Source organism: Xanthobacter oligotrophicus, from assembly GCF_008364685.1.
Classification (GTDB): Bacteria; Pseudomonadota; Alphaproteobacteria; order Rhizobiales; family Xanthobacteraceae; genus Xanthobacter; species Xanthobacter oligotrophicus.
Genome location: NZ_VTTL01000001.1, coordinates 23,079 through 43,846 on the forward strand (window position 1 = coordinate 23,079; position 20,768 = coordinate 43,846).

Below are 20,768 nucleotides of genomic sequence, written 5' to 3' on the forward strand. Positions count from 1 at the left end.
CAGCCTCAGCCCAAGACTGCTGACAGCCACGCTGATGAAGGGGTAGGCGCTCAGAAATCAGGCGCGGCGCTCCATCATCCTTGATTTCATTCGGATTTCCGCCCTGCTAGCACTCAGCACCCACGAGTGCTAATTTTTTTCCGCGCCCCCTTGCGGGACGAAAACCGCGGTCTTAGATCGCGGTCGGGCCGGGTGCTCTTAAGCCCGGCGCCTTGAATTGAAGCATCGAACCGGAGGTTTCCCGATGGGTTTCCGTCCTCTGCACGACCGCGTGGTTGTGAAGCGCATCGAAGCCGAGCAGAAGACTGCCGGCGGCATCATCATTCCCGACAGCGTCAAGGAAAAGCCCCAGCAGGGCGAAGTCATCGCCGTGGGCCCGGGTGCCCGCAACGAGAAGGGCGAGCTGGTCGCCCTCGACGTGAAGGCTGGCGACCTGGTGCTGTTCGGCAAGTGGTCGGGCACCGAGGTGAAGATCGACGGCCAGGATCTCCTGATCATGAAGGAGAGCGACATCCTCGGCGTGCTCGACGTTTCCGCCAACGCCCAGAAGGCCGCCTGAGTCAGCCCGGCTGACCGCAGCTTTCATCCACATCCCGTCTTCCGTCCCAATCTGAAGGAGCAGGCCACATGGCTGCCAAGGACGTAAAATTCTCCGTTGATGCGCGCGACAAGGTCCTGCGCGGCGTCGACATCCTCGCCAATGCCGTGAAGGTCACCCTCGGTCCCAAGGGCCGCAACGTGGTGATCGAGAAGAGCTTCGGCGCCCCCCGCATCACCAAGGACGGTGTGTCGGTGGCCAAGGAGATCGAGCTGGAAGACCGCTTCGAGAATCTCGGCGCCCAGCTCGTGCGTGAAGTCGCCTCCAAGACCAACGACCTCGCCGGCGACGGCACCACCACCGCCACCGTGCTGGCCCAGGCCATCGTCCGCGAGGGCGCCAAGGCGGTTGCCGCCGGCATGAACCCCATGGACCTGAAGCGCGGTATCGACCTCGCCGTGGACGCCATCGTCAAGGACCTAGCCGCCAACTCGCGCAAGGTGACCTCCAACGACGAGATCGCCCAGGTCGGCACCATCTCCGCCAACGGCGACGCCGAGGTCGGCCAGTTCCTCGCCGAGGCCATGAAGCGGGTCGGCAACGAGGGCGTCATCACCGTCGAGGAAGCCAAGACCGCCGAGACCGAGCTCGACGTGGTCGAGGGCATGCAGTTCGATCGCGGCTACCTCTCGCCCTACTTCGTGACCAACGCCGAGAAGATGCGCGTTGAGTTCGAGGAGCCCTACATCCTCATCAACGAGAAGAAGCTGTCCGGTCTCCAGGAGCTTCTGCCCGTGCTCGAGGCGGTGGTGCAGTCGGCCCGTCCGCTGCTGATCATCGCCGAGGACGTGGAAGGCGAGGCGCTGGCCACCCTCGTGGTGAACAAGCTGCGCGGCGGCCTGAAGGTCGCGGCGGTGAAGGCTCCCGGCTTCGGCGACCGCCGCAAGGCCATGCTGCAGGACATCGCGATCCTGACCGGCGGCACCGTGATCTCCGACGATCTCGGCATCAAGCTCGACAGCGTGAACCTCTCCATGCTCGGCCGCGCCAAGAAGGTGGTGATCGAGAAGGAGAACACCACCATCGTCGACGGCTCCGGCGACAAGGCCGACATCGAGGCCCGCATCGCCCAGATCCGCGCCCAGATCGAGACCACCACCTCCGACTACGACCGTGAAAAGGCGCAGGAGCGCCTTGCCAAGCTCGCCGGCGGCGTCGCCGTGGTGCGCGTGGGCGGCTCCACGGAAGTGGAAGTCAAGGAGAAGAAGGACCGCGTCGACGACGCCCTGCACGCCACCCGCGCCGCGGTGGAAGAAGGCATCGTCCCCGGCGGCGGCGTGGCCCTGCTGCGCTCCATCAAGGCGCTCGAAGGCCTGAAGGTCGATAACGCCGACCAGAAGACCGGCATCGAGATCGTCCGCCGCGCCATCCAGGCTCCGGCCCGCCAGATCGTCCAGAATGCGGGCGACGACGGCTCCGTGGTGGTGGGCAAGATCCTGGAGTCCTCGGACTACAGCTTCGGCTACAACGCCCAGACCGGCGAATATGTGGACATGGTGAAGTCCGGCATCATCGACCCCACCAAGGTCGTGCGCACCGCGCTGCAGGACGCCGCCTCCATCTCCGGCCTGCTGATCACCACCGAGGCGCTCATCGCCGAGCTGCCGAAGAAGAACGCCCCCGCGGCCCCGGCCATGCCGGGCGGCGGCATGGACTTCTGAGGTAGGGCACACCTCTGACGCCGCCCGGCGAGTCTTTGCGTAATGCAAACCGGCAACAGCCGGTTTGCCTGGGCGGTGAATAGAGATGGAACGGCCGGGCCCTGTGCCCGGCCGTTTCGTTTTGCGCGGCAGGTTCCGCCCGTGCGGTACCGATCCTGACCCTTCAACTCCCGCTGATCCCTCCCCTGACACCATGGCGGGTGCCCCTCGGGCACGCTATGGTTGAGCAGGGAGAGCAGACCAAAATGCCCGTAAGGTCGCGAGCCCGGCCGGGATGGCATGTCCGTCCGGCCATCGGGAAGTGTCGAGCACGAAAGGATCAGTCATGAAGACGACCATTGTCGCGGCAGCCCTCGTTCTGGCGCTGGGCTCCACCGCCGTGTCAGCGCAGGGCCTGGTCAAGGGCGCCGAACAGGGCGCCAACAAGGGTGCCGAAGTGGGCGACAAGGCGGCCGGGCCGGTTGGCACGGCCGTAGGCGGAACGGTGGGTGGTGTCGGCGGCGCCGTCACCGGCGGCGTGGCCGGCGGCGTGAAGGGCACCGGCGAAGGCGCCAAGGAAGGTGCCCGCGCCGGCGAGAAGGCGGCTGGCCCCGTAGGTGCTGTGGTCGGCGGCACGGTCGGCGCCGTGGGCGGCGCGGTCGGTGGCGTGCTCGGCGTCAAGTAGACCGAAAGCCTCCCGGCATAGCCGGAGCGACAGAACAACAAGACCCGCCGCGGCACTGCCCCGGCGGGTCTTTTCATGTCCGGGATGAGAGCCGGAAGGCCGGCCCCCGGAGCCCCCTTTCAGAGCGCCTTCTTGCCGGCCAGCGCGGCGAGCTTCTTCAGCACCACCAGCGTGCCCTTCAGCCGGGCCTCTGCGGTGGACCAGTCGCGCAGGAACACCACCTTGAAGTCGGGCCGCACCTTGGCCTGGTTGCCCTCCTGCCCGATGAGCTTCACGAGGCCTGAGGGGTCGGCGAACTCGTTGTCGCGGAAGCCCAGCACCACGCCCTTGGGGCCGGCGTCCACTTTCTCCACATTGGCCTTGCGGGCCAGCGCCTTGATCTGGGTGAGCTTCAAGAGCTGGCCCACCTCCTCCGGCGTGGGGCCGAAGCGGTCCACCAGCTCCGCCCCGAAGGCGTCGATCTCGCCGTCGTCCTGGATGTCCGCGAGGCGGCGGTAGAGGGCGAGGCGCACGTGCAGGTCGCCCACATAGTCCTCGGGAATCAGCACCGGCATGCCGATGGTGATGTTGGGCGACCACTTGTCGTCCACATAGTCGGTGATGCCGGCCTTGAGGTGGGCGATCGCCTCCTGCAGCATCTCCTGGTACAGCTCGTAGCCCACTTCCTTGATATGGCCGGACTGCTCGTCGCCGAGCAGATTGCCGGCACCGCGGATATCGAGGTCATGGCTCGCCAGCTGGAAGCCGGCGCCCAGCGTCTCCAGCGATTGCAGCACTTTCAGCCGCCGCTCCGCCTGCACCGTCATGGGCTTCGACGCCGGCACGGTGAAGATGGCATAGGCCCGCGCCTTGGCCCGGCCCACGCGGCCGCGCAGCTGGTAGAGCTGGGCGAGGCCGAACATGTCGGCCCGGTGCACGATCAGCGTGTTGGCATTGGGCACGTCGAGGCCGGATTCCACGATGGTGGTGGAGAGCAGCACGTCGTACTGGCCATCGTAGAAGGCGGTCATGATGTCTTCGAGCGCCCCGGCGGCGAGCTGGCCATGGGCCACCGCCACCTTCACCTCCGGCACGGATGCGGCGAGGAACTCGCGCACCTCCGCCAGATCCTCGATGCGCGGCACCACATAGAAGCTCTGGCCGCCGCGGTAACGCTCGCGCAACAGCGCCTCGCGCACCACCAGCGGATCGAACGGCGTGATGAAGGTGCGCACCGCAAGCCGGTCCACCGGTGGCGTGGCGATGATGGAAAGCTCGCGCACCCCGGTCATGGCCAGTTGCAGGGTGCGGGGGATGGGGGTGGCGGTGAGGGTCAGCACATGCACCTCGGCGCGCAGCTGCTTCAGCCGCTCCTTGTGGGAGACGCCGAAATGCTGCTCCTCGTCCACGATGACGAGGCCGAGGTCCTTGAAGCTGATGGCCTTGCCGAGCAAGGCGTGGGTACCCACCACGATGTCCACGGTGCCGTCGGCGATGCCCTTCTTCACGGCGGTGAGGTCCTTGCCCGTCACCATGCGCGAGGCCTGGGCCACGTTCACCGGCAGGCCCTTGAAGCGCTCGGAGAAGGTCTTGTGATGCTGGCGGGCGAGCAGCGTGGTGGGCACCACCACCGCCACCTGCTTGCCCGAGAGCGCCACGGCGAAGGCCGCACGCAGGGCCACTTCCGTCTTGCCGAAGCCCACGTCGCCGCAGATCAGCCGGTCCATGGGGTGGCCGGAGGCGAGGTCGTCCAGCACCGCATCGATGGCGGCGTCCTGGTCGTCGGTCTCCTCATAGGGGAAGCGGGCGCGGAACTCGTCGTAGAGGCCCATGGCCGGCACCAGCTTGGGCGCCTCGCCGAGCTGGCGCTGGGCGGCGATCTTGATGAGCTCGGACGCCATCTCGCGGATGCGCTTCTTCATCCGCGCCTTGCGCGCCTGCCACGCGCCGCCGCCCAGCTTGTCGAGCTGGGCTTCGGTATCCTCCGAGCCGTAGCGGCTCAGGAGTTCGAGATTTTCCACCGGCAGGAACAGCTTGTCGCCGCCGGCGTAGTGGATCTCCAGGCAGTCGTGGGGGGCGCCCATGGCCTCCACGGTCTTCAGGCCGATGAAGCGGCCGATGCCGTGGTCCACATGCACCACAAGATCGCCGGCGGTGAGCGCGGTCAGCTCCGTGAGCACGTCCTGCGGGCGGCGCGCCTTGCGCTTGGGGCGCACCAGCCGGTCGCCGAGGATGTCCTGCTCGCCGATGACGGCAAAGTCCGGCGTCTCGAACCCCGCCTCCAGCCCAAACACGGCCAGCGCCGCCTGGGTCTTGGGCAAGGCGGCGAGGCTGTCGAAGCGGGAGATGGCGGCGAGGCCCTTCAGCCCGTGATCGGCCAGCACCGTGCCCAGCCGCTCCCGCGAGCCCTCGGACCAGCCGGCGAGGATGACCTTCTTGGACTTCTGCAGCTCGCGCACATGGGTGATGGCGGCATCGAAGACATTGGCCTCCGGCTCCGCCCGCTCGGCGGCAAACGAGCGGCCCTGCACGCCCCCGAGATCGATGACGCGGGCGTCCGCCCCTTCCGGCGCGGCGAAGGGGCTGAGGCGAGCGAGGCTGTGGCGGGCCAACCGCTTGTTCCATTCCGGACCGGCCAGATAGAGCCGGTCCGCCGGCAGCGGATTGTAGATGGTGCCGCCGCCCAGCTCCTGCCCGCCCTTCCGAGCGTCGTAATAGTCGGCGATCTGGGCGATGCGCTCGCCGCCTGCCTCTTCCGCCAGGGGGTCGAGCAGCAGCGTGCCGCCCTCCAGATAATCGAACAGCGTGTCCATGCGCTCGTGGAACAGGGGCAGCCAGTGTTCCATGCCGGCGTGGCGGCGGCCTTCGCTCACCGCCTCATAGAGGGTGTCGCCCTTCCGGGCCGCGCCGAACTCCGCCACATAGGCCATGCGGAAGCGGCGCATGGTGTCGGTGGTGAGCTGGAACTCGGCCATGGGCACCAGTTCCAGGGAGCGGACCTGACCGGTGGTGCGCTGGGTCTCGGGATCGAAGGCGCGGATGGTCTCCAGCGTGTCGCCGAAGAAATCGAGCCGGATGGGCGCGTCGAGGCCCGGCGGGAACAGGTCTATGAGGCCGCCGCGCACCGCATATTCACCGGTGTCACGCACGGTGGAGGTGCGCAGGAAGCCGTTCTGCTCGGCCCATTGGGTCACGCCCTCGAGGTCGATGGTATTGCCCGGCGCGGCGACCAGCGATTGCGCCGCCACCAGCCCCTTGGCCGGCACCCGCTGCACCGTGGCGTTCACGGTGGTCAGCAGCACGCTGGCAGCGCCGCCCTTGACGCGGGCAAGTTTCGCCAGGGTCGCCATGCGCCGGGCCAGAATGGACGGGTTGGGCGAGGCGCGGTCATAAGGCAGGCAATCCCACGAGGGGAAGCTCAGCACCTCCAGCTCCGGCGCGAAGAAGGCCAGGCCCCGCTCCAGCGCCGCCATGCGCTGGCCATCCCGGCAGATCACGGTGAGGCTCGGCCACGGCGCATTTTTTCGCCCGGCCAGGGAGCGGGCGAGGTCCGCCACCACCATGCCCTCCATGCCGTCCGCGACGCGGGAGAGGATGAGCGGCCGGCCTTCGGCCAGCGCATCGGCAAGGAGCTGGGGACGCTTCACGAGGGTACTCCGGGATCAAAAGCAGGCGGCGTGGCGCGGTCAGGCCGGCAGGCCGCGTCCGGACAGATGGAAGTCGCAGATCTTGCGGAACAGCGGGGTGTCGAATTCGGCCGGTGTCGGCTCGCTGCCGCTGATCCAGGAGAAGACCTTCTGGTCCTCGGGCTCCAGCAACTCTTCGAAGGCGTCGAGCTCGGCGTCGGAGAGGGCCTCGATCTCCACATTGGCGAAGCCGCCCAGGATGAGGTCCATCTCGCGCATGCCGCGATGCCAGGCGCGGAACAGGATGCGGCGGCGGCGCTCGTCCAGACCGTCGCTGGACCTCGTTAAGCCGGTCATGATCTCGATGCCTCCAAAGCACGGCGTCGGCCGGGCCAGAAGGCCCGTCCGTGCCCGGCATATAGGGGCAAGGGGCGTGGTTTGGCCAGTGGGGCGCGCTGGCGCGGGGGGCTCGTGCCCCGGCCGGCTGAAGCGGCAGCGCAAGGACAGCCGGGGCCCAGCGCGGGAGTCCGCTGCAGGCGCAGCCTACCTCTTCAACCGTTGAAGCCATTGCCTGCTGCGCAGGACTTGTCTCCTGGGTGCCGGCTCGGCGCTCCGGCTTCGCCGTCGCTGGTCCGGCACACGAGCCCGAGGCCATCGCGATGATCCCGCCCCTTGACCCCGGCCGCAAGACAGGCTCCCAAGGGCGGGCGGCGGGCTCTGCCCGGCGCGCCCCGCCACGGCCAGCCGGAACGCCATGCAGCTCGATCGGATCGCACAAGACCTCGTCGCCGCCCTGCGCTTCTATTCGCGGCTGCCCATTCCCGGCGGACGCGACGACCCCGACGCCTTCGCCGTGCCCAGCCTCAACCGCATCGCCTATGCCATTCCCTTGGCGGGCGCGGTCATCGGGCTCATCGGCGCCGTGGTGCTGGTGGGGGCTCTGGCGCTGAAGCTGCCGGCGTTCCTGGCAGCGGTTCTGGCGGTCACCGTCCTGGTGCTGGCCACCGGCGCCTTCCACGAGGATGGACTGGCCGACACCGCGGACGGCCTCGGCGGCGGGCGGGACAAGGCCCAGTGCCTCGCCATCATGCGCGACAGCCGCATCGGCACCTATGGCGGCTGCGCCCTCATCCTGGCCCTGCTGCTGCGGGTGGCGGCGCTGGAGGCCCTCGTGATGTCGGCCGGAATGTTCCGGGCAGGGCTTGCTCTGGTGGTGGCGGAGGCGGCCTCGCGGGCGGCGGGGGTGCTGCTGCTCCTTGCCCTGCCCCCCGCCCGCACCGATGGCGCAGGCGCCTCATTCGGACGCCCCTCGGAAGCGGCGGGCCTTGCCTGCGGCCTCGTCGCCGCGCTGCTGGTGGTGGTCGTCCTGGTGCCAAGCTTCGGCATCAGCACCGCCTTCGCGGGCCTCATCGCGCCGCTGGTGGCGCTGTTCGCCATGATGCGGCTGTCGAGCCGGCTCATCGGCGGGCAGACCGGGGACGTGGCCGGCGCCACCCAGCAGGTGGCGGTGATTGTCTTCCTCCTCGGTGTGCTTATCTTTCCCGGCAGGTGAGGCGACGCGCGAGTCGCCCCCGGCTTGCGTTGATCGAACCGAACGAGCGCCGCGCCCTTGACGTTGAGACCGCCAGGAACGCCACTGCAGACGCCTGACACGGACGCCATCGCGACACCGTGCGTGAAGCTGTGCACCATCGAGCCCTTGAGTGGGCTGTGCCTCGGCTGCGGCCGCTCGCTGCGCGAGATCGGCTCTTGGATGTCCTATTCGCCCGACACGCGCGCCGCCATCATGGCAACCCTGCCCCAGCGCATCGCCCGATTGCGGGTGGACGCGCGCGATTGTGTTCCGGACTGAAGCCATGCGCAGCGACCGGCTCCTGTGGATCCTGCTGCTCGGCCTGCTCGGCGGGGTGGTGGTGCTTGCCGTCCATCACGAGCAGGGCCAGGTGGCGGGCATCGATCTCAACCAGTTCGGCGCGCTGGTGAGCCAGCTCGCCATCGCGGTCTTCATCGGCGCGGGGCTGTGGTCGGTGGTGCGCGGCCGCATCGGCGAATCCCTCATGGCTGCCGCCTTCTGGCTGGTGCTCGCCGGCCTCCTCGCCCTCGGCTACACCTATCGCGAGCCCTTGAAGCAGGTGGGCCAGCGGGTGCTGGCGGAAGTGGCGCCGGGCTATGCGGTGAACGTCGCCCAGTCGGGCAGCGTCGCGGTGGAGGTGACGCGCGCGAGCGGCGGCGACTTCGGCGTACGCGCCGCCATCAATGGCACCAGCGTGAACATGCTGGTGGATACCGGCGCCTCCTCCGTGGTGCTGACCCACGAGGCGGCGAAAGCCGCCGGCCTGCCGGTGGACTTCCTGAAATACGACGTGCCGGTGGACACCGCCGGCGGACGCACCCGCGCGGCCGGCGTGGTGCTCGACAACATCATCATCGGCGGCATCGTGGAGCGCCACGTGCCGGCCCTCGTCTCCCCGCCCGGTATGCTGCGCACCAGCCTGCTCGGCATGAGCTTCCTGTCGCGGCTCCAGGCCTTCGAGTTCCGCGGCGACCGCCTGCTGATGCGCGGCGGCGATCGGTAAGACACCCTTCCGTTTTACGTCCGTACCGCCATGGCTTACCGTTGCCGCTCGAAATTTCCTCCCGCGAGTCGTTGCCATGCGTATCCCGAGCGTCACGGACCGGCAGAAGGAACACGCCGTCCTGCTGGCGGTCCTGCTCGATCTCGGCCTGTTCCTGCCCTATGCGGTGACGACGGCTTACACCGGCTCCCTCGCCATGCTGGCGGAAATCCTGCGCGGCGGCCTGCTGCTGCTGGTGGAAGGCACCGCCTATATGGCGCTGCGCGCCGTGCATCGCGGCCAGGTGCATTTCTACGATTTCGGCGTCGGCAAGCTGGAGCGCATGTTCTCCATCGTCATCGGCGCGCTGCTGGTGCTCGCGGCGGTGTTCGTGCTGGTGAAGGTGCTGCAGTCCTCGGAGCCGGTGCCTCTGGCGCCGTTCTGGGCGGCCGCCGCCATGGTGCTGGTGCTGGCCAATCTTGCGGCCAACCTCATTCCGCTGCTCCCGCTGTGGCGTGCCACCCGTGCGGGCACGTCCATCATCGTCCTGTCCCAGTTCCGGGCGCGCATGGCCAAGGCAGCGGCCTCGGTCACCGTGGTGACCTGCGTCCTCGTCGACGTGCTGATGCCCGATACGGCGCTGGCCGAGATGGCCGATGATTTCGGCGGCCTCGTGGGCGCGGCCTTCATGCTGGTGTTGGGCGGGCGGATGATCTCCGAATCCCTGCCCGACCTGCTGGACCGGGCCCTCGCCGAGCCAGTGCAGGTGAAGGTGAACAGCGCGCTCGCCGCCTTCTTCGACCAGTATGAGCAACTCGCTGCCGTGCGCACGCGCAAGTCCGGCACGGTGGCCCATGTGGAGATCACCCTGGGTTTCGCGCCGAGCCGGACCATCGCCGATGTGAGCACAGTGACCACCGGCCTGCGCTCCGCGCTGGAAGCGGCCATCCCGGAGGCCGACGTGGTGGTGATCGCCGAGGCCTCGTCCCTGCCCCGCCGCGGCGACCTCTCGCCTACATGCTAGAGCGCTTTCTTCGAGCGACCCAGCATCCGCTTCGCGTGCAAACGCCCTAGTGGCCCGTGGCCGGGGTCGGTGCCGCGCCGGCCTTCATCTTCGCGGCGGCCATGGCCATGGCGGTGTCGGTCTCCTTCATGAACTGCTCCTCGTCCACCTGCATGCCGTTCAGCACGGTGCTCCAGTGGCGCGTGATGGCGGCCATGGCGACGGCCTCGCGGATTTCCGCTTCGCTCGCCCCGTGAAGGCGGGCCGCTGCAGTGTGGAAATAGACGCAATAGTGGCAGGGCACCTGCGCCGCGACCGCGAGCCCGATCAGTTCCTTCTCCTTGCCGGACAGCTGGGTCTGCGGATTGAGCTGAACCGCCTTGAACTCGGCCCAGGCTCCGGCGATGCCCGCATCGGGGAACGCCTTGAAGAAGCTCGGCACGAGACCGAGAGTCTGCTCGATGTCGCGATAAGTCTCCTCGGCGCTCACCGAGCGGGTCATGCCCTGCGCGGGGGACTGGGCTTGCGCCGGGCCGGACCACGCGGGCAGGCAGGCGATGGCCACCGCGATGCCGAGGCTCGCGGCGCCGGACGCGTGGCGATGGATGGTATGGGACATGGCGGAAACTCCCCTTTCAGGGATGCGGCCCTCCAGCCGTTCTCCGATCTGGCGTCAACGCCGCAGCCCCGCCCCAGTTCCATCACGGCTCGAAGACCCGCGCCGACAGGCGTGGCCCGGGGCCTGGAGTGCCTTCCGTTCGCACCGGCTGACGGAACGCACTCCAGATTTCTGTTTTAACGTGTTTTCTTCACGCGAACCGGGATCCACTTCGCTCGAAAACGCTCTAAAGCATCTCCAGCCCCACCTTACGGCGGGGCGCGGGGAAGGCGCGGTCGATGGTGGCAAGATCCTCCGCATCGAGCACGAGGTCGCGGGCCGCTACGTTCATCTGGACATGGGCGATGCGGCTCGCCTTGGGGATGGCGATCACGTTGCCGGCCCGCATCACCCAGGCGAGCGCCACCTGGAACGGGTCCACGCCGTGCTTCTTCGCCACCGCACCCAGCGCTCCGCCCCGTGGCAGGCGGGCCTGCTCGATGGGGCTGTAGGCCATGGCCGGAATGCCGGCATCGGCGAGGAAGGGCAGCAGGTCGAATTCCGGCCCCCTGCGGCTGGGATTGTAAAGCACCTGGTTGGCGGCGCAGGCGCGCCCGCCCGGTGCCGCCAGCAGTTCCTCCATGTCGTCGGTGTCGAGATTGCTGACGCCCCACATGCGGACCTTGCCCGCCGCCTGCAGCGCCTCGAACCCGGCGATGGTCTCCTTCAGCGGGTGGCTGCCGCGCCAGTGCAGGAGATAGAGGTCGATCACATCGGTCTTCAGCCGCTTCAGGCTGCGCTCGCAGGCGGCCTGGACCCCGGCCCGGCTGGCATTGTGGGGATACACCTTGCTGACGAGGAACACCTCGTCGCGCCGGCCGGCCATGGCCTCGCCTACAATCTCTTCCGCGCCGCCGTCCGCATACATCTCGGCGGTGTCGATGAGCGTGAGGCCGAGGTCGAGCCCCGCCCGCAGGGCAGCCACCTCCCCTGCCCGCGCCGACGCGCTCTCGCCCATGTACCAGGTGCCCTGGCCGAGGGCCGGCACGATTTCGCCGTTGGGGAGCGTGACGGTCTTTGGCATATGGTATTCCAACGTTGATTTTCGCGGCGACCTTAAGACCTGCGAGCAATCGGCGGAAGGGCATCACCCGGGCTCGCGCCCGAAGCCCCAGGCGGGTTGCCGTTACGGCCGCGACAACCTGCCTCCAGGCTGGAAAGGCCGGGGCGACGCCTTTCGCAGGCGTTCACCATGGAGTGACGCTCCGCGGGTGTCATATTTCCCCTGCTTGCCTTGTGCTTTTCATCCCTTAAAAGGGGTACCGGAATATAAGGCTGGCGGGGCCTTTCGAAACCAAAGGCGGCAGCAGTGGACGGTGCTGGTGTTTCAAGGCGACGGGCATCGGCGTGGACCCGCCTGCTGGCGCCACTGATGATCCTGGCACTCGCCGGCTGTGGGCGTCCCGAGGGCCTGCTGGTTCCGGTGGCGCTCGACGTGCCCCCTGCCGGCAAGGTCGACATGCTGGTGGCCACCACCCGCGCGCCGAGCGATGCGGAGGGCGTGCTCTTCACCGGCGAGCGGGGCGATGGCCTCGCCTTCACCAACATCGTGGTTTCCATCCCGCCCAACCGCGAGGTGGGCTCGATCCAATGGCCGAGCCGGGTGCCGGCGGACCCGGCGCGGGAATTCGCGGTGACGCGGGTCGATCCCATACCCAACAAACAGGTCATGTCCTGGTACAAGCAGCAGCCGCGCGCCAAGCACCGGGTGCTCATCTTCGTCCACGGCTTCAACACCCGCTTTGATGCGTCGGTGTTCCGCTTTGCCCAGTTCATCCACGATACCAGCGCCGATTACATGCCGGTGCTGTTCACCTGGCCGTCCCGTGGGCGGATCACCGACTATCTCTACGACCGGGAAAGCGCCAATTTCTCGCGCTCGGACCTCGCCTATGTGCTCTCGTCCGCGGTCAAGAGCCCGCAGGTGGACGAGGTGGTGGTGCTCGCCCATTCCATGGGCGCCTGGCTCGCCATGGAGTCGCTGCGCCAGCTCGCCCTGAGCGAAGGGCGGGTGCCGGCCAAGATCACCAATGTGGTGCTGGCCTCCCCCGACCTCGACATCGACGTGTTCGAGCGGCAGGTGCAGGATCTGGGGCCGAAGCGGCCGCACCTGACCCTCTTCGTCTCCCGCAACGACCAGGCCCTGGGCGTGTCGCGCCTGCTTTCGGGACAGGTGACGCGGGTGGGCGCGGTGGACCTGACCAACCCCGCCTACAGCTCCCGCCTCGAACAGGCGACGGGCATCGTGGTGCTGGATCTCACCGCCTTGCAGGGCGGCGACGCGCTCAACCACAGCAAGTTCGCCACCCAGCCCGACATGGTGCGCCTGCTCGGCGACCGGCTGATGGCCGGCCAGAGCATCTCCGACGATGTCACGCCCGGCGCAACCGCGGTCCAGGCCGTGGGCGGGGCGGTGGGCACGGTGGTCGCCGCGCCCTTCCAGCTGCCGATCCAGGTGTTCGCCGCCGGGCGCAATTGAGGCCCGGCCGGGCACCCCGGCCGGGCACAACGCTACGGGATCGGCGCGACCACGTTCTCGTAGAACAGGTTGACGTCGGTGTTCTCCTGCTCCGAGGTCATGCGCAGGGGCAGGCCCTTGTCGCCGATCCACACCCGCTGCGGGCCGAGGGGACCTGCTCCCTCCAGGGGCGGCGGCGTATATTGATAGATGGTCGCCGGCTGCCCGCGTACGGTCTCGGTGCCGACCCGGCTGCACGCCTTGAGCGCGGCTGCACTGGGCATGGTCTGCTTCTGCATGTTCGCGCGCATGCCCGGCTCCACCGGCATCTTCTGCCAGCTCGGACCGTGCTTCATGTAGATGGCGTCGCCCACGGCGATCAGTTCCATGGGTGGGACCCCGGCGAAAGCCATGGTCTGCCGATAGGCCGGCGCCTTGGAGAGGGCCTCATAGGCGTTGTAGATGGTCTGGCAGTCGTCCGCCCGGGCGCCCTGGACCTGGGCGAGGATGGCGACCGCGGCAAGGACCGGGGCAAAACGGGCCGGCGAAAAACGGGCCGGGGCAAAAGTCTTTGCAAGCGCGCGCATGGGATGTTCCGCGTGAGGGCATCTTGAGGGTGCCGATGGTTCCATACCAAGCCACGACGCCCCGCGCGACCCATCGGCGCGATCCATTGGCGCGACCTGCGCCGACGAACAGGGTTCACACGAACGACCGGAGCGCGGCGGCAGCGTCGCGCTCCGGTTCAGGTTTGGAAGCCTTGTCAGGCCCACGTCAGGCGGCGGCGATCTGCGCCTTCAGCTCCAGCCGGCGCTGGTGGAGCAGCGGCTCGGTGTAGCCGCTCGGCTGCTCGCGGCCCTTGAAGACGAGGTCGCAGGCGGCCTGGAAGGCGATGGAATCGAAGTCCGGCGCCATGGGCTGGTAGAGCGGATCCCCCGCATTCTGCCGGTCCACCACCGCCGCCATGCGCTTCAGGGTCTCCAGCACCTGCGCTTCGCTGCACACGCCATGGCGTAGCCAGTTGGCGATGTGCTGGGACGAGATGCGCAGCGTCGCGCGGTCCTCCATCAGGCCCACGTCATGGATGTCCGGCACCTTGGAGCAGCCCACGCCCTGGTCCACCCAGCGCACCACATAGCCGAGGATGCCCTGGGCATTGTTGTCCAGCTCGTGCTGGATGTCCTCAGGCGTCCAGTTGGGGCGCACCGCGACCGGGATGGTCAGGAGATCGTCCAGCTTCGCCTTCGGACGGCTGCGCAGCGCGGCCTGCACCGCGTGCACGTCGATCTTGTGATAGTGGGTGGCGTGCAGGGTCGCGGCGGTGGGCGACGGCACCCAGGCGGTGTTGGCGCCGGCCTTGGGATGGGCGATCTTCTGCTCCAGCATGGCCGCCATGAGGTCCGGCATGGCCCACATGCCCTTGCCGATCTGGGCATGGCCGGCAAGGCCGCACTCCAGGCCGACGTCCACGTTGCGGGCTTCGTAGGCGCTGATCCAGGCGGCCTGCTTCATGTCGCCCTTGCGGACCATGGGGCCGGCTTCCATGGAGGTGTGGATCTCGTCGCCGGTGCGGTCGAGGAAGCCGGTGTTGATGAAGGCGACCCGGCTCGATGCGGCGCGGATGCTTTCCTTCAGGTTCACCGTGGTGCGGCGCTCCTCGTCCATGATGCCCATCTTGATGGTGTCGCGGGGCAGGCCCAGCAAGTCCTCGACACGGTCGAAGATCTCCACCGCGAACGCCACCTCGGCCGGCCCATGCATCTTGGGCTTGACCACATACATGGAGCCGGCACGGCTGTTGGCGCGGCGGCCGCCGGGGCCGATGTCCCGCAGGGCGATGAGCGCGGTGACGGCGGCATCCATGATGCCCTCGGGGATTTCCGAGCCGTCCTTCAGCAGGATGGCCGGATTGGTCATGAGGTGCCCCACGTTGCGCACCAGCATGAGCGAGCGGCCCGGCAGCACCAGCGTGCAGCCGTCCGGCGCGGTGTATTCCCGGTCGGCGTTCAGGCTGCGGGTGAAGATGCGGTCTCCCTTGGCGATCTCCTCCTTGAGGTCGCCACTCATCAGGCCGAGCCAGTTGCGGTAGACCGCGACCTTGTCCTCGGCATCGACAGCCGCGACGGAATCCTCGCAGTCCTGGATGGTGGTGAGGGCTGCTTCCAGCACGAGGTCGGAAATGCCGGCGGCATCGTCCTTGCCGATGACGCTGGTGCGATCCACCACGATCTCCACATGGAGGCCGTTCTTCTTCAGCAGCACGGCGGACGGCGCGGATGCCTCGCCGCGATAGCCGGCGAACTGGGCCGGGTCCGCGAGGCCGGTCGCGCCGACCACCAGGGCGCCGTCCTTCACGGACAGCGGACCGGCATCGGCCCAGGAACCGGCCTTCAGCGGCGCGCTCTCATCAAGGAACGCGCGGCCCCAGGCGATGACCTTCGCGCCGCGGACGGGATTGTAGCCCTTGCCCTTCTCGGCGCCGTCGGCCTCGGGAATGGCGTCGGTGCCATAGAGCGCGTCATAGAGCGAGCCCCAGCGCGCATTGGCGGCATTCAGCGCGTAGCGCGCGTTCATCACCGGCACCACCAGCTGCGGGCCGGCCACTTCGGCGATCTCCGGGTCCACATTGGCCGTGGTCACGCTGAAGGCGGGCCCTTCCGGCACCAGATAGCCGATCTGCGTCAGGAACGCCTTGTAGGCCTCCAGATCGAGCGGGGCGCCATTGTCGCGATACCACTGGTCCAGCGTCTTCTGCAGCTCCTCGCGCCGCGCCAGTAGTTCGCGGTTGCGCGGCGCCAGGTCGTGGGCGATGGCAGAAAGGCCCTCCCAGTAGACGTCCGCATCAATGCCGCTGCCGGGCAATGCCTCGGTTTCAATGAAGTCGTGCAGAGTACGCGCGATTTGCAGCCCGGCGCGTTCCACCCGGGCTTCGGTCCCACTTGCCATGGTCACTCCGTGTCGTCCTTTTCCCAAGGCGAGGCGCATCCTGAGGAGCGCTGGTCTGTCTGAGACGCCAGCAGCCTCGCCCGCTTGTTCTACGCCGCAAAGGCATTGCCCCGGATATCGATCTTGGGCAACACACCTTCGCAGTCAGATGAAAGGTGCGATGGTCCGCCTACTCGTACAGGTAGCCCACGGGCTTGCCGGCTACCCTGTCGCTGCGCAGGTCCGCGCGGGTGATGATCTGGCCTGCCAGGGCGTCGATCTCGTCGCGCTGGGTGGGGGTCCACATCTTGAGGTCCTCAATGCCCTTGAGGAGGCCGAGGCGCAGGATCTGGGTATCCTCGCCCACGTCCGTGAGCCGGATGGCGCCCTTGCCGGCGGTCACCGTGTCGCCGGTGGCCAGCTCCAGCGGCTTGCCGGACCCGTCCGCGAAGGCGGCGGTGCCCCGGATGATGCGGTAGATGACGACCTCCCCCTTGGCGAGCCCCTCGGCGTCCGCCTTCGCGGAGCCATTTTTCGGAAGAAGCGATGCGCCGCGCGGGTCGGTGGCGATGATGTGGCCCGTCACGAGGTTGCCGCTGGGCGTCTCGATGCCCAGATCGCGCACATGCACCGGCGACGCCGACTTGACCGAGCCATCCGCGGCATCGGAGGGGTACGGCCGGAACAGCGCATCCAGCGCCAACGGGTCCTGGAACCAGAAACCGGCGCCGGCCGGACGGTTGTGCAGCGGGTGCTTCCACGCCGTGCGGGGGGTCTCGTCTTCCTTGATGTGTTCCGATCCGACCACGGTCGGATTGGGGAAAGTGGTCGGATCGGTGATGAAGGCTTCGAGGAACTTGCCCGAATAGCCCATGCACAGCGGATCGGGCACCACCGATTGCGGCGTCCGCAGGTTCTCTTCCGTCGACAGGCCGGCCCAGGTGTAGAATAGCTGGCGGTGCACGATGGCGCTCTGCAGCATCACCGCGCCGGGGCCGACATAGTGGATCTGGCCGTCATAGTCGAACGTGAACAGGCCCGAGGTGACGAGGACGAGCTGGAATCCACCCGGCGGAAGATGAAGATGAAAATCCGTCGGACCGGTATCGTCGCGATAGATGGGAAGATTGGTCGCCACTTCCTGCAGCAGGAAAGCGTCGTTGTTGGCGCGAAGACCTTCCAGGGCGCGGTGATAAAGGGCCTGCGGCCGGTAGATGGGATCGTAGCCGATGTCCCTGTAGCGATCGACAGCGATGAAAGCGCCGCTGTTCATGGTGATGCGCTCGCCGTCCGGGCGCGCGAGGCCCGGCCACTTGAAATCGACCATCGACTGCATACCCATAGCAATCTCCCCGGTAAGAAGCCGACACGAGGCCAGACATCAAATGAGACATATTCAATCTGGCACGAGTGCAGTCAATTCAATATTATATTCAACGTTCGGAGCGTCGTCACGATCGTTAAATCTGGCAATATCGACCCGTTTATATGAGCAAAAATTGCGCTTATGCTTATATTTCGGCAGTTTGGTGCTGAAATTGAAGGCGAAACTCGGCTCGAATGCCTGCTTAAGACCCAAATGCCGACAACAGGGCGTAGGCGCGGCCGCAGGGCCTGGGCGCAGATGGAGGGCCGCGAGCGAGTTCGGCGCCCTCAGAAGGCGCCGATGAGCTTCCCGAGCCCGATCACGGCCACCAGCGCGAGCAGCGGGCCAACCAGCCCCACCATCATGATCTCGCGATAGCTGCCGCGGTGGGTGGCGCCGCAGATGCCGAGCAAGGTCACCACGGCGCCGTTGTGCGGCAGCATGGCAAGGGCGCCGGAACTGATGGCGGCGATGCGGTGCATCAGCTCGGGATGGATGCCGGCCGCGGCGGCAAGCTGGGCATAGGTCTCGCCCAGGGCGTTCAGGGCGATGGTCAACCCGCCGGAGGCCGAGCCGGTGATGCCGCCCATGACGTTCGCGGCAACTGCAATGGACACCATCGGCCCGCCCGGCACCGCCAGAAAGCCGTCACGGACCACCGCGAAGGCGGGAAGCGCCGCGACCACGGCGCCAAACCCCACCAGGCTCGCCGTATTGAGAACCGGCAGCACCGAGGCGTTGGCGCCGGCGTCGAGGGTCTGGCGCAGGTCCGGCAGGCGCCGCCACGCCATCAGCACCAGGGCCAGGGAGGCCGCAGCCAGCGCAGTGACCACCGACCACACCCCGCTGACCGCCGGTAGCGAGGTGTCGAACCGGGGTTCGGCCAGGAAGCCGGTATCCGCCCGCGGCAGCACCAGCAGGCTCATCAGCAGGTTGACCGCGAGCACGATGAGGATGGGCGACACCGCCAGCAGGAAGGGCGGCAGATCGGCGCTGCGATGGCCGTGGGTCAGCTCCGCCGGATCGAAATTGTCCCCGCTCGCGGCCCGCTCGCGGATGAATTGCGCGTCTGTGGCCGCCGGCGGCGCTTCACCATAGACCTCGCCGGCAAGGCGCGCCCGCGTCTCCACCATCCGCAGCCACCACAGTCCGAAGCCGAGAATGATCGCGGTCGCGATCAGGCCCAGCCCCGGCGCGGCGAAGAGGGTGGTGCCGAAATAGGCCATGGGGATGGCGTTCTGGATGGCCGGGGTGCCCGGCAGGGCCGTCATGGTGAAGGTGAAGGCGCCGAGCGAGATGGCCGGCGGGATCAGGCGATGGGGAACCCCCGCCTGCCGAAACAGGGCGGACGCCACCGGAAAGACCGCGAACGCGACCACGAACAGGCTCACGCCGCCATAGGTGAGCACCGCGCAGGCCAGCACCACCGCCATGACGGCACGCGCCTCCCCCAGCCGGCCGGTGATGCCGCGCGCGATGGCGAGCGCCGCGCCGCTATCGTCCATCAGCTTGCCGAACACGCCGCCGAGCAGGAACAGCGGGAAGAAATTGATGACGAAGCCGCCCGTGCCCCGCATGAAGGTGAGCGTCCACTTGGCGAGCAACGGCTCGCCTGAAAAGGCGGCGGCCAGCATGGCGGCAATGGGCGCCGCCAGTAGCAGCGAGAAGCCGCGGAAGGCGAGGAAGATCAGCAGGCCAAGGCTGAGGAGGATCCCGACCAGCCCGATAGCATGGAGGCTCATGAGAGGACTTTCGCGGCTGGCGGCGTGATGGATCGTGGGCTTAAGACTGCGTCGATGCCGCGGCTAACCCAAGACGCGCAGAACCGCGAACACCGCCGCGCCAAGCACCACGGCGGCACCGGTTGCCAGAACCAGCCGATCGGCGAACAAATGGCGCATCGGGTCACCTCCAGTGGCTTGCTTTAATGTTGCCTCCCGCCGGACAGGCGGGACCCTAGACGAAGCTGTAGCGTTCGGAATGGTATTTCGACATGGGCACCCCGAGCCCGGCGAGCGTCTTTTCGATGGCGTCCATCATCACGCCCGGCCCGCAGATGAAATATTCATGGGCGGCGTATGGCTCAGGCAGATGCCGCTTCAGCAGCTCTGCCGTGATGTGGCCGCGCTCGCCGGTCCACCCTTCGGGCGGATCGGACAGGACGTGCACGACCGTGAGGTCGAGACGGGCCTTGAGCGCCTCGAGTTCCTCGCGGAACGTGATCTGCTCGAAGTCCCTGCTGCCATAGAGCAGGATCACCGGCCGCCTGTCGCCCTGGTCGGCGAGGGTGCGGATCATGCTCATCATGGGCGTGACGCCGACGCCGCCGGCGATCAGCACATGCATGTCGGCCGGGTTGCCGATGGTGAAGGCGCCGTAGGGGCCATCCAGATAGACCCGCTGGCCCACCGGGACCTGGGAAATCCTGGCGGTGAAGTCGCCGAGCTTGCGGATGGACATCTCCACCCGGCCGTCGCTCACTGCCGCGCTGGACGAGAAGGAAAAGGGATGCCCGGTGATCCGGAACGGGCTTCCCCACACGGTCAGCCAGCCGAACTGGCCGGGCGTGAAGCGAAATCCGGGGTGACCATCCGGCCGCATCACCAGGGTGGTGGTGTCGCCGCGCTCGTGGCGCACCTCGCTCACCCGGTAGGGGCGGCGGAGCATGAACAGCGGCTTGACCAGCCGCACGTAGAACAGGAGGGCCACCCAGAACAGGACGAGGCCGATCCACAGCGCCCGCTTCCACGGATCGGCGAGGTAGAAGCCCCAGCCCACCATATGGATCAGCCCGCCGGTGACAGCTGTCAGCGCCAGGGCGATGTGGCTCAGGTGCCACCACTCATAGGGAATGCGCAGCCGCACCCGCCACAGCGCCGTCACCACCAGCACCACCAGCGCACCCACCGAAATGAAGGACGCCGCCGCGCCGAGCGGTATCTCGCCAATGTCGGGGATTGCGCGCAATTCGGGCTGCACCGCGAACATGATCGCGGGATGGACGAGCACCAGCGCCACCGCGAACAGCGAGATGCGCCGATGGAAGTGGTAGATGACGTCCTCGCCCCATGGCTCGGTCACATAGCGGAAGCGCGCGGTGATGCCGAATTGCAGCCCCATGATGGCGAGCCCGCTATAGCCGAGGGCGGCGGAGAATTCGGTCCAGAAATCGCGCGCCGGCGGCAGCGATCCCACGAGCAGCGCCAACAGAGGCAGCAGCACGAACAGCAGGTAGACAGCGATCCAGACCATGCTCCGCACGGTGTATTTCATCG

General features: G+C 67.8%; 16 protein-coding genes and 1 pseudogene. 8 read left to right on the forward strand and 9 right to left on the reverse strand.

Annotated features, from left to right (window positions below; all coding sequences use genetic code 11):
* Positions 1–244: 244 nt before the first annotated feature.
* From groES to FZ033_RS24730, 3 genes and pseudogenes are all read left to right on the forward strand, one after another.
* Positions 245–559 carry a co-chaperone GroES gene (gene groES / locus FZ033_RS00120; protein ID WP_149574179.1) on the forward strand — a complete coding sequence of 105 codons (315 nt, stop codon included), beginning with the start codon at positions 245–247 and terminating at the stop codon, positions 557–559.
* A gap of 68 nt (positions 560–627) precedes the next feature.
* Positions 628–2,259, forward strand: a complete 1,632-nt coding sequence (groL, locus tag FZ033_RS00125) for a chaperonin GroEL (RefSeq protein WP_149574180.1) — start codon at positions 628–630, stop codon at positions 2,257–2,259.
* Between the two features lie 517 nt (positions 2,260–2,776).
* Positions 2,777–2,917, forward strand: a pseudogene (locus FZ033_RS24730) (DUF1236 domain-containing protein); the annotation flags it as partial.
* 125 nt (positions 2,918–3,042) lie between these two features.
* Here the strand turns inward: FZ033_RS24730 and mfd are convergent.
* Positions 3,043–6,549, reverse strand: a complete 3,507-nt coding sequence (gene mfd, locus FZ033_RS00135; RefSeq protein ID WP_149574182.1) for a transcription-repair coupling factor — start codon at positions 6,547–6,549, stop codon at positions 3,043–3,045.
* 39 nt (positions 6,550–6,588) lie between these two features.
* Positions 6,589–6,885 (reverse strand): FAD assembly factor SdhE, encoded by a 297-nt coding sequence (locus FZ033_RS00140; protein WP_149574183.1) that lies wholly within the window; start codon positions 6,883–6,885, stop codon positions 6,589–6,591.
* A gap of 397 nt (positions 6,886–7,282) precedes the next feature.
* Here FZ033_RS00140 and cobS point away from each other — a divergent pair, with 397 nt between their 5' ends.
* The 4 genes from cobS (at position 7,283) to FZ033_RS00160 (ending at position 10,107) form a co-directional block, all read left to right on the forward strand.
* Positions 7,283–8,080: an adenosylcobinamide-GDP ribazoletransferase gene (gene cobS, locus FZ033_RS00145; RefSeq protein WP_149574184.1), complete on the forward strand. Its 798-nt coding sequence runs from the start codon at positions 7,283–7,285 to the stop codon at positions 8,078–8,080.
* Positions 8,081–8,203: 123 nt separating this feature from the next.
* Positions 8,204–8,380 (forward strand): DUF1289 domain-containing protein, encoded by a 177-nt coding sequence (locus FZ033_RS00150; RefSeq protein ID WP_232847271.1) that lies wholly within the window; start codon positions 8,204–8,206, stop codon positions 8,378–8,380.
* 4 nt (positions 8,381–8,384) lie between these two features.
* Positions 8,385–9,104, forward strand: a complete 720-nt coding sequence (locus tag FZ033_RS00155) for a retropepsin-like aspartic protease family protein (RefSeq protein WP_149574185.1) — start codon at positions 8,385–8,387, stop codon at positions 9,102–9,104.
* A gap of 76 nt (positions 9,105–9,180) precedes the next feature.
* Positions 9,181–10,107 (forward strand): cation diffusion facilitator family transporter, encoded by a 927-nt coding sequence (locus FZ033_RS00160; protein ID WP_149574186.1) that lies wholly within the window; start codon positions 9,181–9,183, stop codon positions 10,105–10,107.
* A 46-nt stretch (positions 10,108–10,153) separates the two neighbouring features.
* On the opposite strand, the gene FZ033_RS00165 is transcribed toward FZ033_RS00160, so the two are convergent.
* The gene (locus FZ033_RS00165; protein ID WP_149574187.1) at positions 10,154–10,705 is read right to left on the reverse strand and encodes a carboxymuconolactone decarboxylase family protein; all 552 of its coding nucleotides are present in this window, start codon (positions 10,703–10,705) and stop codon (positions 10,154–10,156) included.
* Between the two features lie 226 nt (positions 10,706–10,931).
* Positions 10,932–11,768, reverse strand: coding sequence for an aldo/keto reductase (locus FZ033_RS00170; RefSeq protein WP_149574188.1), 837 nt, complete (start codon positions 11,766–11,768; stop codon positions 10,932–10,934).
* A 348-nt stretch (positions 11,769–12,116) separates the two neighbouring features.
* Between FZ033_RS00170 and FZ033_RS00175 the strand changes: the two genes are divergently transcribed.
* A complete protein-coding gene (locus FZ033_RS00175) occupies positions 12,117–13,223 on the forward strand; it encodes an alpha/beta hydrolase (protein WP_232847272.1) in 1,107 nt (368 codons plus the stop codon).
* Positions 13,224–13,255: 32 nt separating this feature from the next.
* Here FZ033_RS00175 and FZ033_RS00180 read toward each other — a convergent pair whose 3' ends face one another.
* From FZ033_RS00180 to FZ033_RS00200, 5 genes are all read right to left on the reverse strand, one after another.
* Positions 13,256–13,789 carry a hypothetical protein gene (locus FZ033_RS00180; protein WP_149574190.1) on the reverse strand — a complete coding sequence of 178 codons (534 nt, stop codon included), beginning with the start codon at positions 13,787–13,789 and terminating at the stop codon, positions 13,256–13,258.
* A gap of 187 nt (positions 13,790–13,976) precedes the next feature.
* On the reverse strand, positions 13,977–16,148 hold the full coding sequence (locus FZ033_RS00185; protein ID WP_149574191.1) for a malate synthase G: 2,172 nt from the start codon (positions 16,146–16,148) through the stop codon (positions 13,977–13,979).
* A 169-nt stretch (positions 16,149–16,317) separates the two neighbouring features.
* A complete protein-coding gene (locus tag FZ033_RS00190; protein ID WP_149574192.1) occupies positions 16,318–17,469 on the reverse strand; it encodes a hypothetical protein in 1,152 nt (383 codons plus the stop codon).
* A gap of 311 nt (positions 17,470–17,780) precedes the next feature.
* Positions 17,781–19,220, reverse strand: coding sequence for a GntP family permease (locus FZ033_RS00195; protein WP_149574630.1), 1,440 nt, complete (start codon positions 19,218–19,220; stop codon positions 17,781–17,783).
* A gap of 229 nt (positions 19,221–19,449) precedes the next feature.
* On the reverse strand, positions 19,450–20,766 hold the full coding sequence (locus FZ033_RS00200; protein WP_149574193.1) for a ferredoxin reductase family protein: 1,317 nt from the start codon (positions 20,764–20,766) through the stop codon (positions 19,450–19,452).
* Between the last annotated feature and the right edge of the window lie 2 nt (positions 20,767–20,768).

Coding starts and splice junctions, on each gene's coding strand:
- FZ033_RS00170 (WP_149574188.1), bottom strand. CDS start 11,768: ATGCCAAAGACCGTCACGCTCCCCAACGGCGAAATCGTGCCGGCCCTC.
- FZ033_RS00165 (WP_149574187.1), bottom strand. CDS start 10,705: ATGTCCCATACCATCCATCGCCACGCGTCCGGCGCCGCGAGCCTCGGC.
- FZ033_RS00140 (WP_149574183.1), bottom strand. CDS start 6,885: ATGACCGGCTTAACGAGGTCCAGCGACGGTCTGGACGAGCGCCGCCGC.
- FZ033_RS00160 (WP_149574186.1), top strand. CDS start 9,181: ATGCGTATCCCGAGCGTCACGGACCGGCAGAAGGAACACGCCGTCCTG.
- groES (WP_149574179.1), top strand. CDS start 245: ATGGGTTTCCGTCCTCTGCACGACCGCGTGGTTGTGAAGCGCATCGAA.
- FZ033_RS00200 (WP_149574193.1), bottom strand. CDS start 20,766: ATGAAATACACCGTGCGGAGCATGGTCTGGATCGCTGTCTACCTGCTG.
- cobS (WP_149574184.1), top strand. CDS start 7,283: ATGCAGCTCGATCGGATCGCACAAGACCTCGTCGCCGCCCTGCGCTTC.
- FZ033_RS00185 (WP_149574191.1), bottom strand. CDS start 16,148: ATGGCAAGTGGGACCGAAGCCCGGGTGGAACGCGCCGGGCTGCAAATC.
- groL (WP_149574180.1), top strand. CDS start 628: ATGGCTGCCAAGGACGTAAAATTCTCCGTTGATGCGCGCGACAAGGTC.
- FZ033_RS00175 (WP_232847272.1), top strand. CDS start 12,117: ATGATCCTGGCACTCGCCGGCTGTGGGCGTCCCGAGGGCCTGCTGGTT.
- FZ033_RS00190 (WP_149574192.1), bottom strand. CDS start 17,469: ATGGGTATGCAGTCGATGGTCGATTTCAAGTGGCCGGGCCTCGCGCGC.
- FZ033_RS00180 (WP_149574190.1), bottom strand. CDS start 13,789: ATGCGCGCGCTTGCAAAGACTTTTGCCCCGGCCCGTTTTTCGCCGGCC.
- FZ033_RS00155 (WP_149574185.1), top strand. CDS start 8,385: ATGCGCAGCGACCGGCTCCTGTGGATCCTGCTGCTCGGCCTGCTCGGC.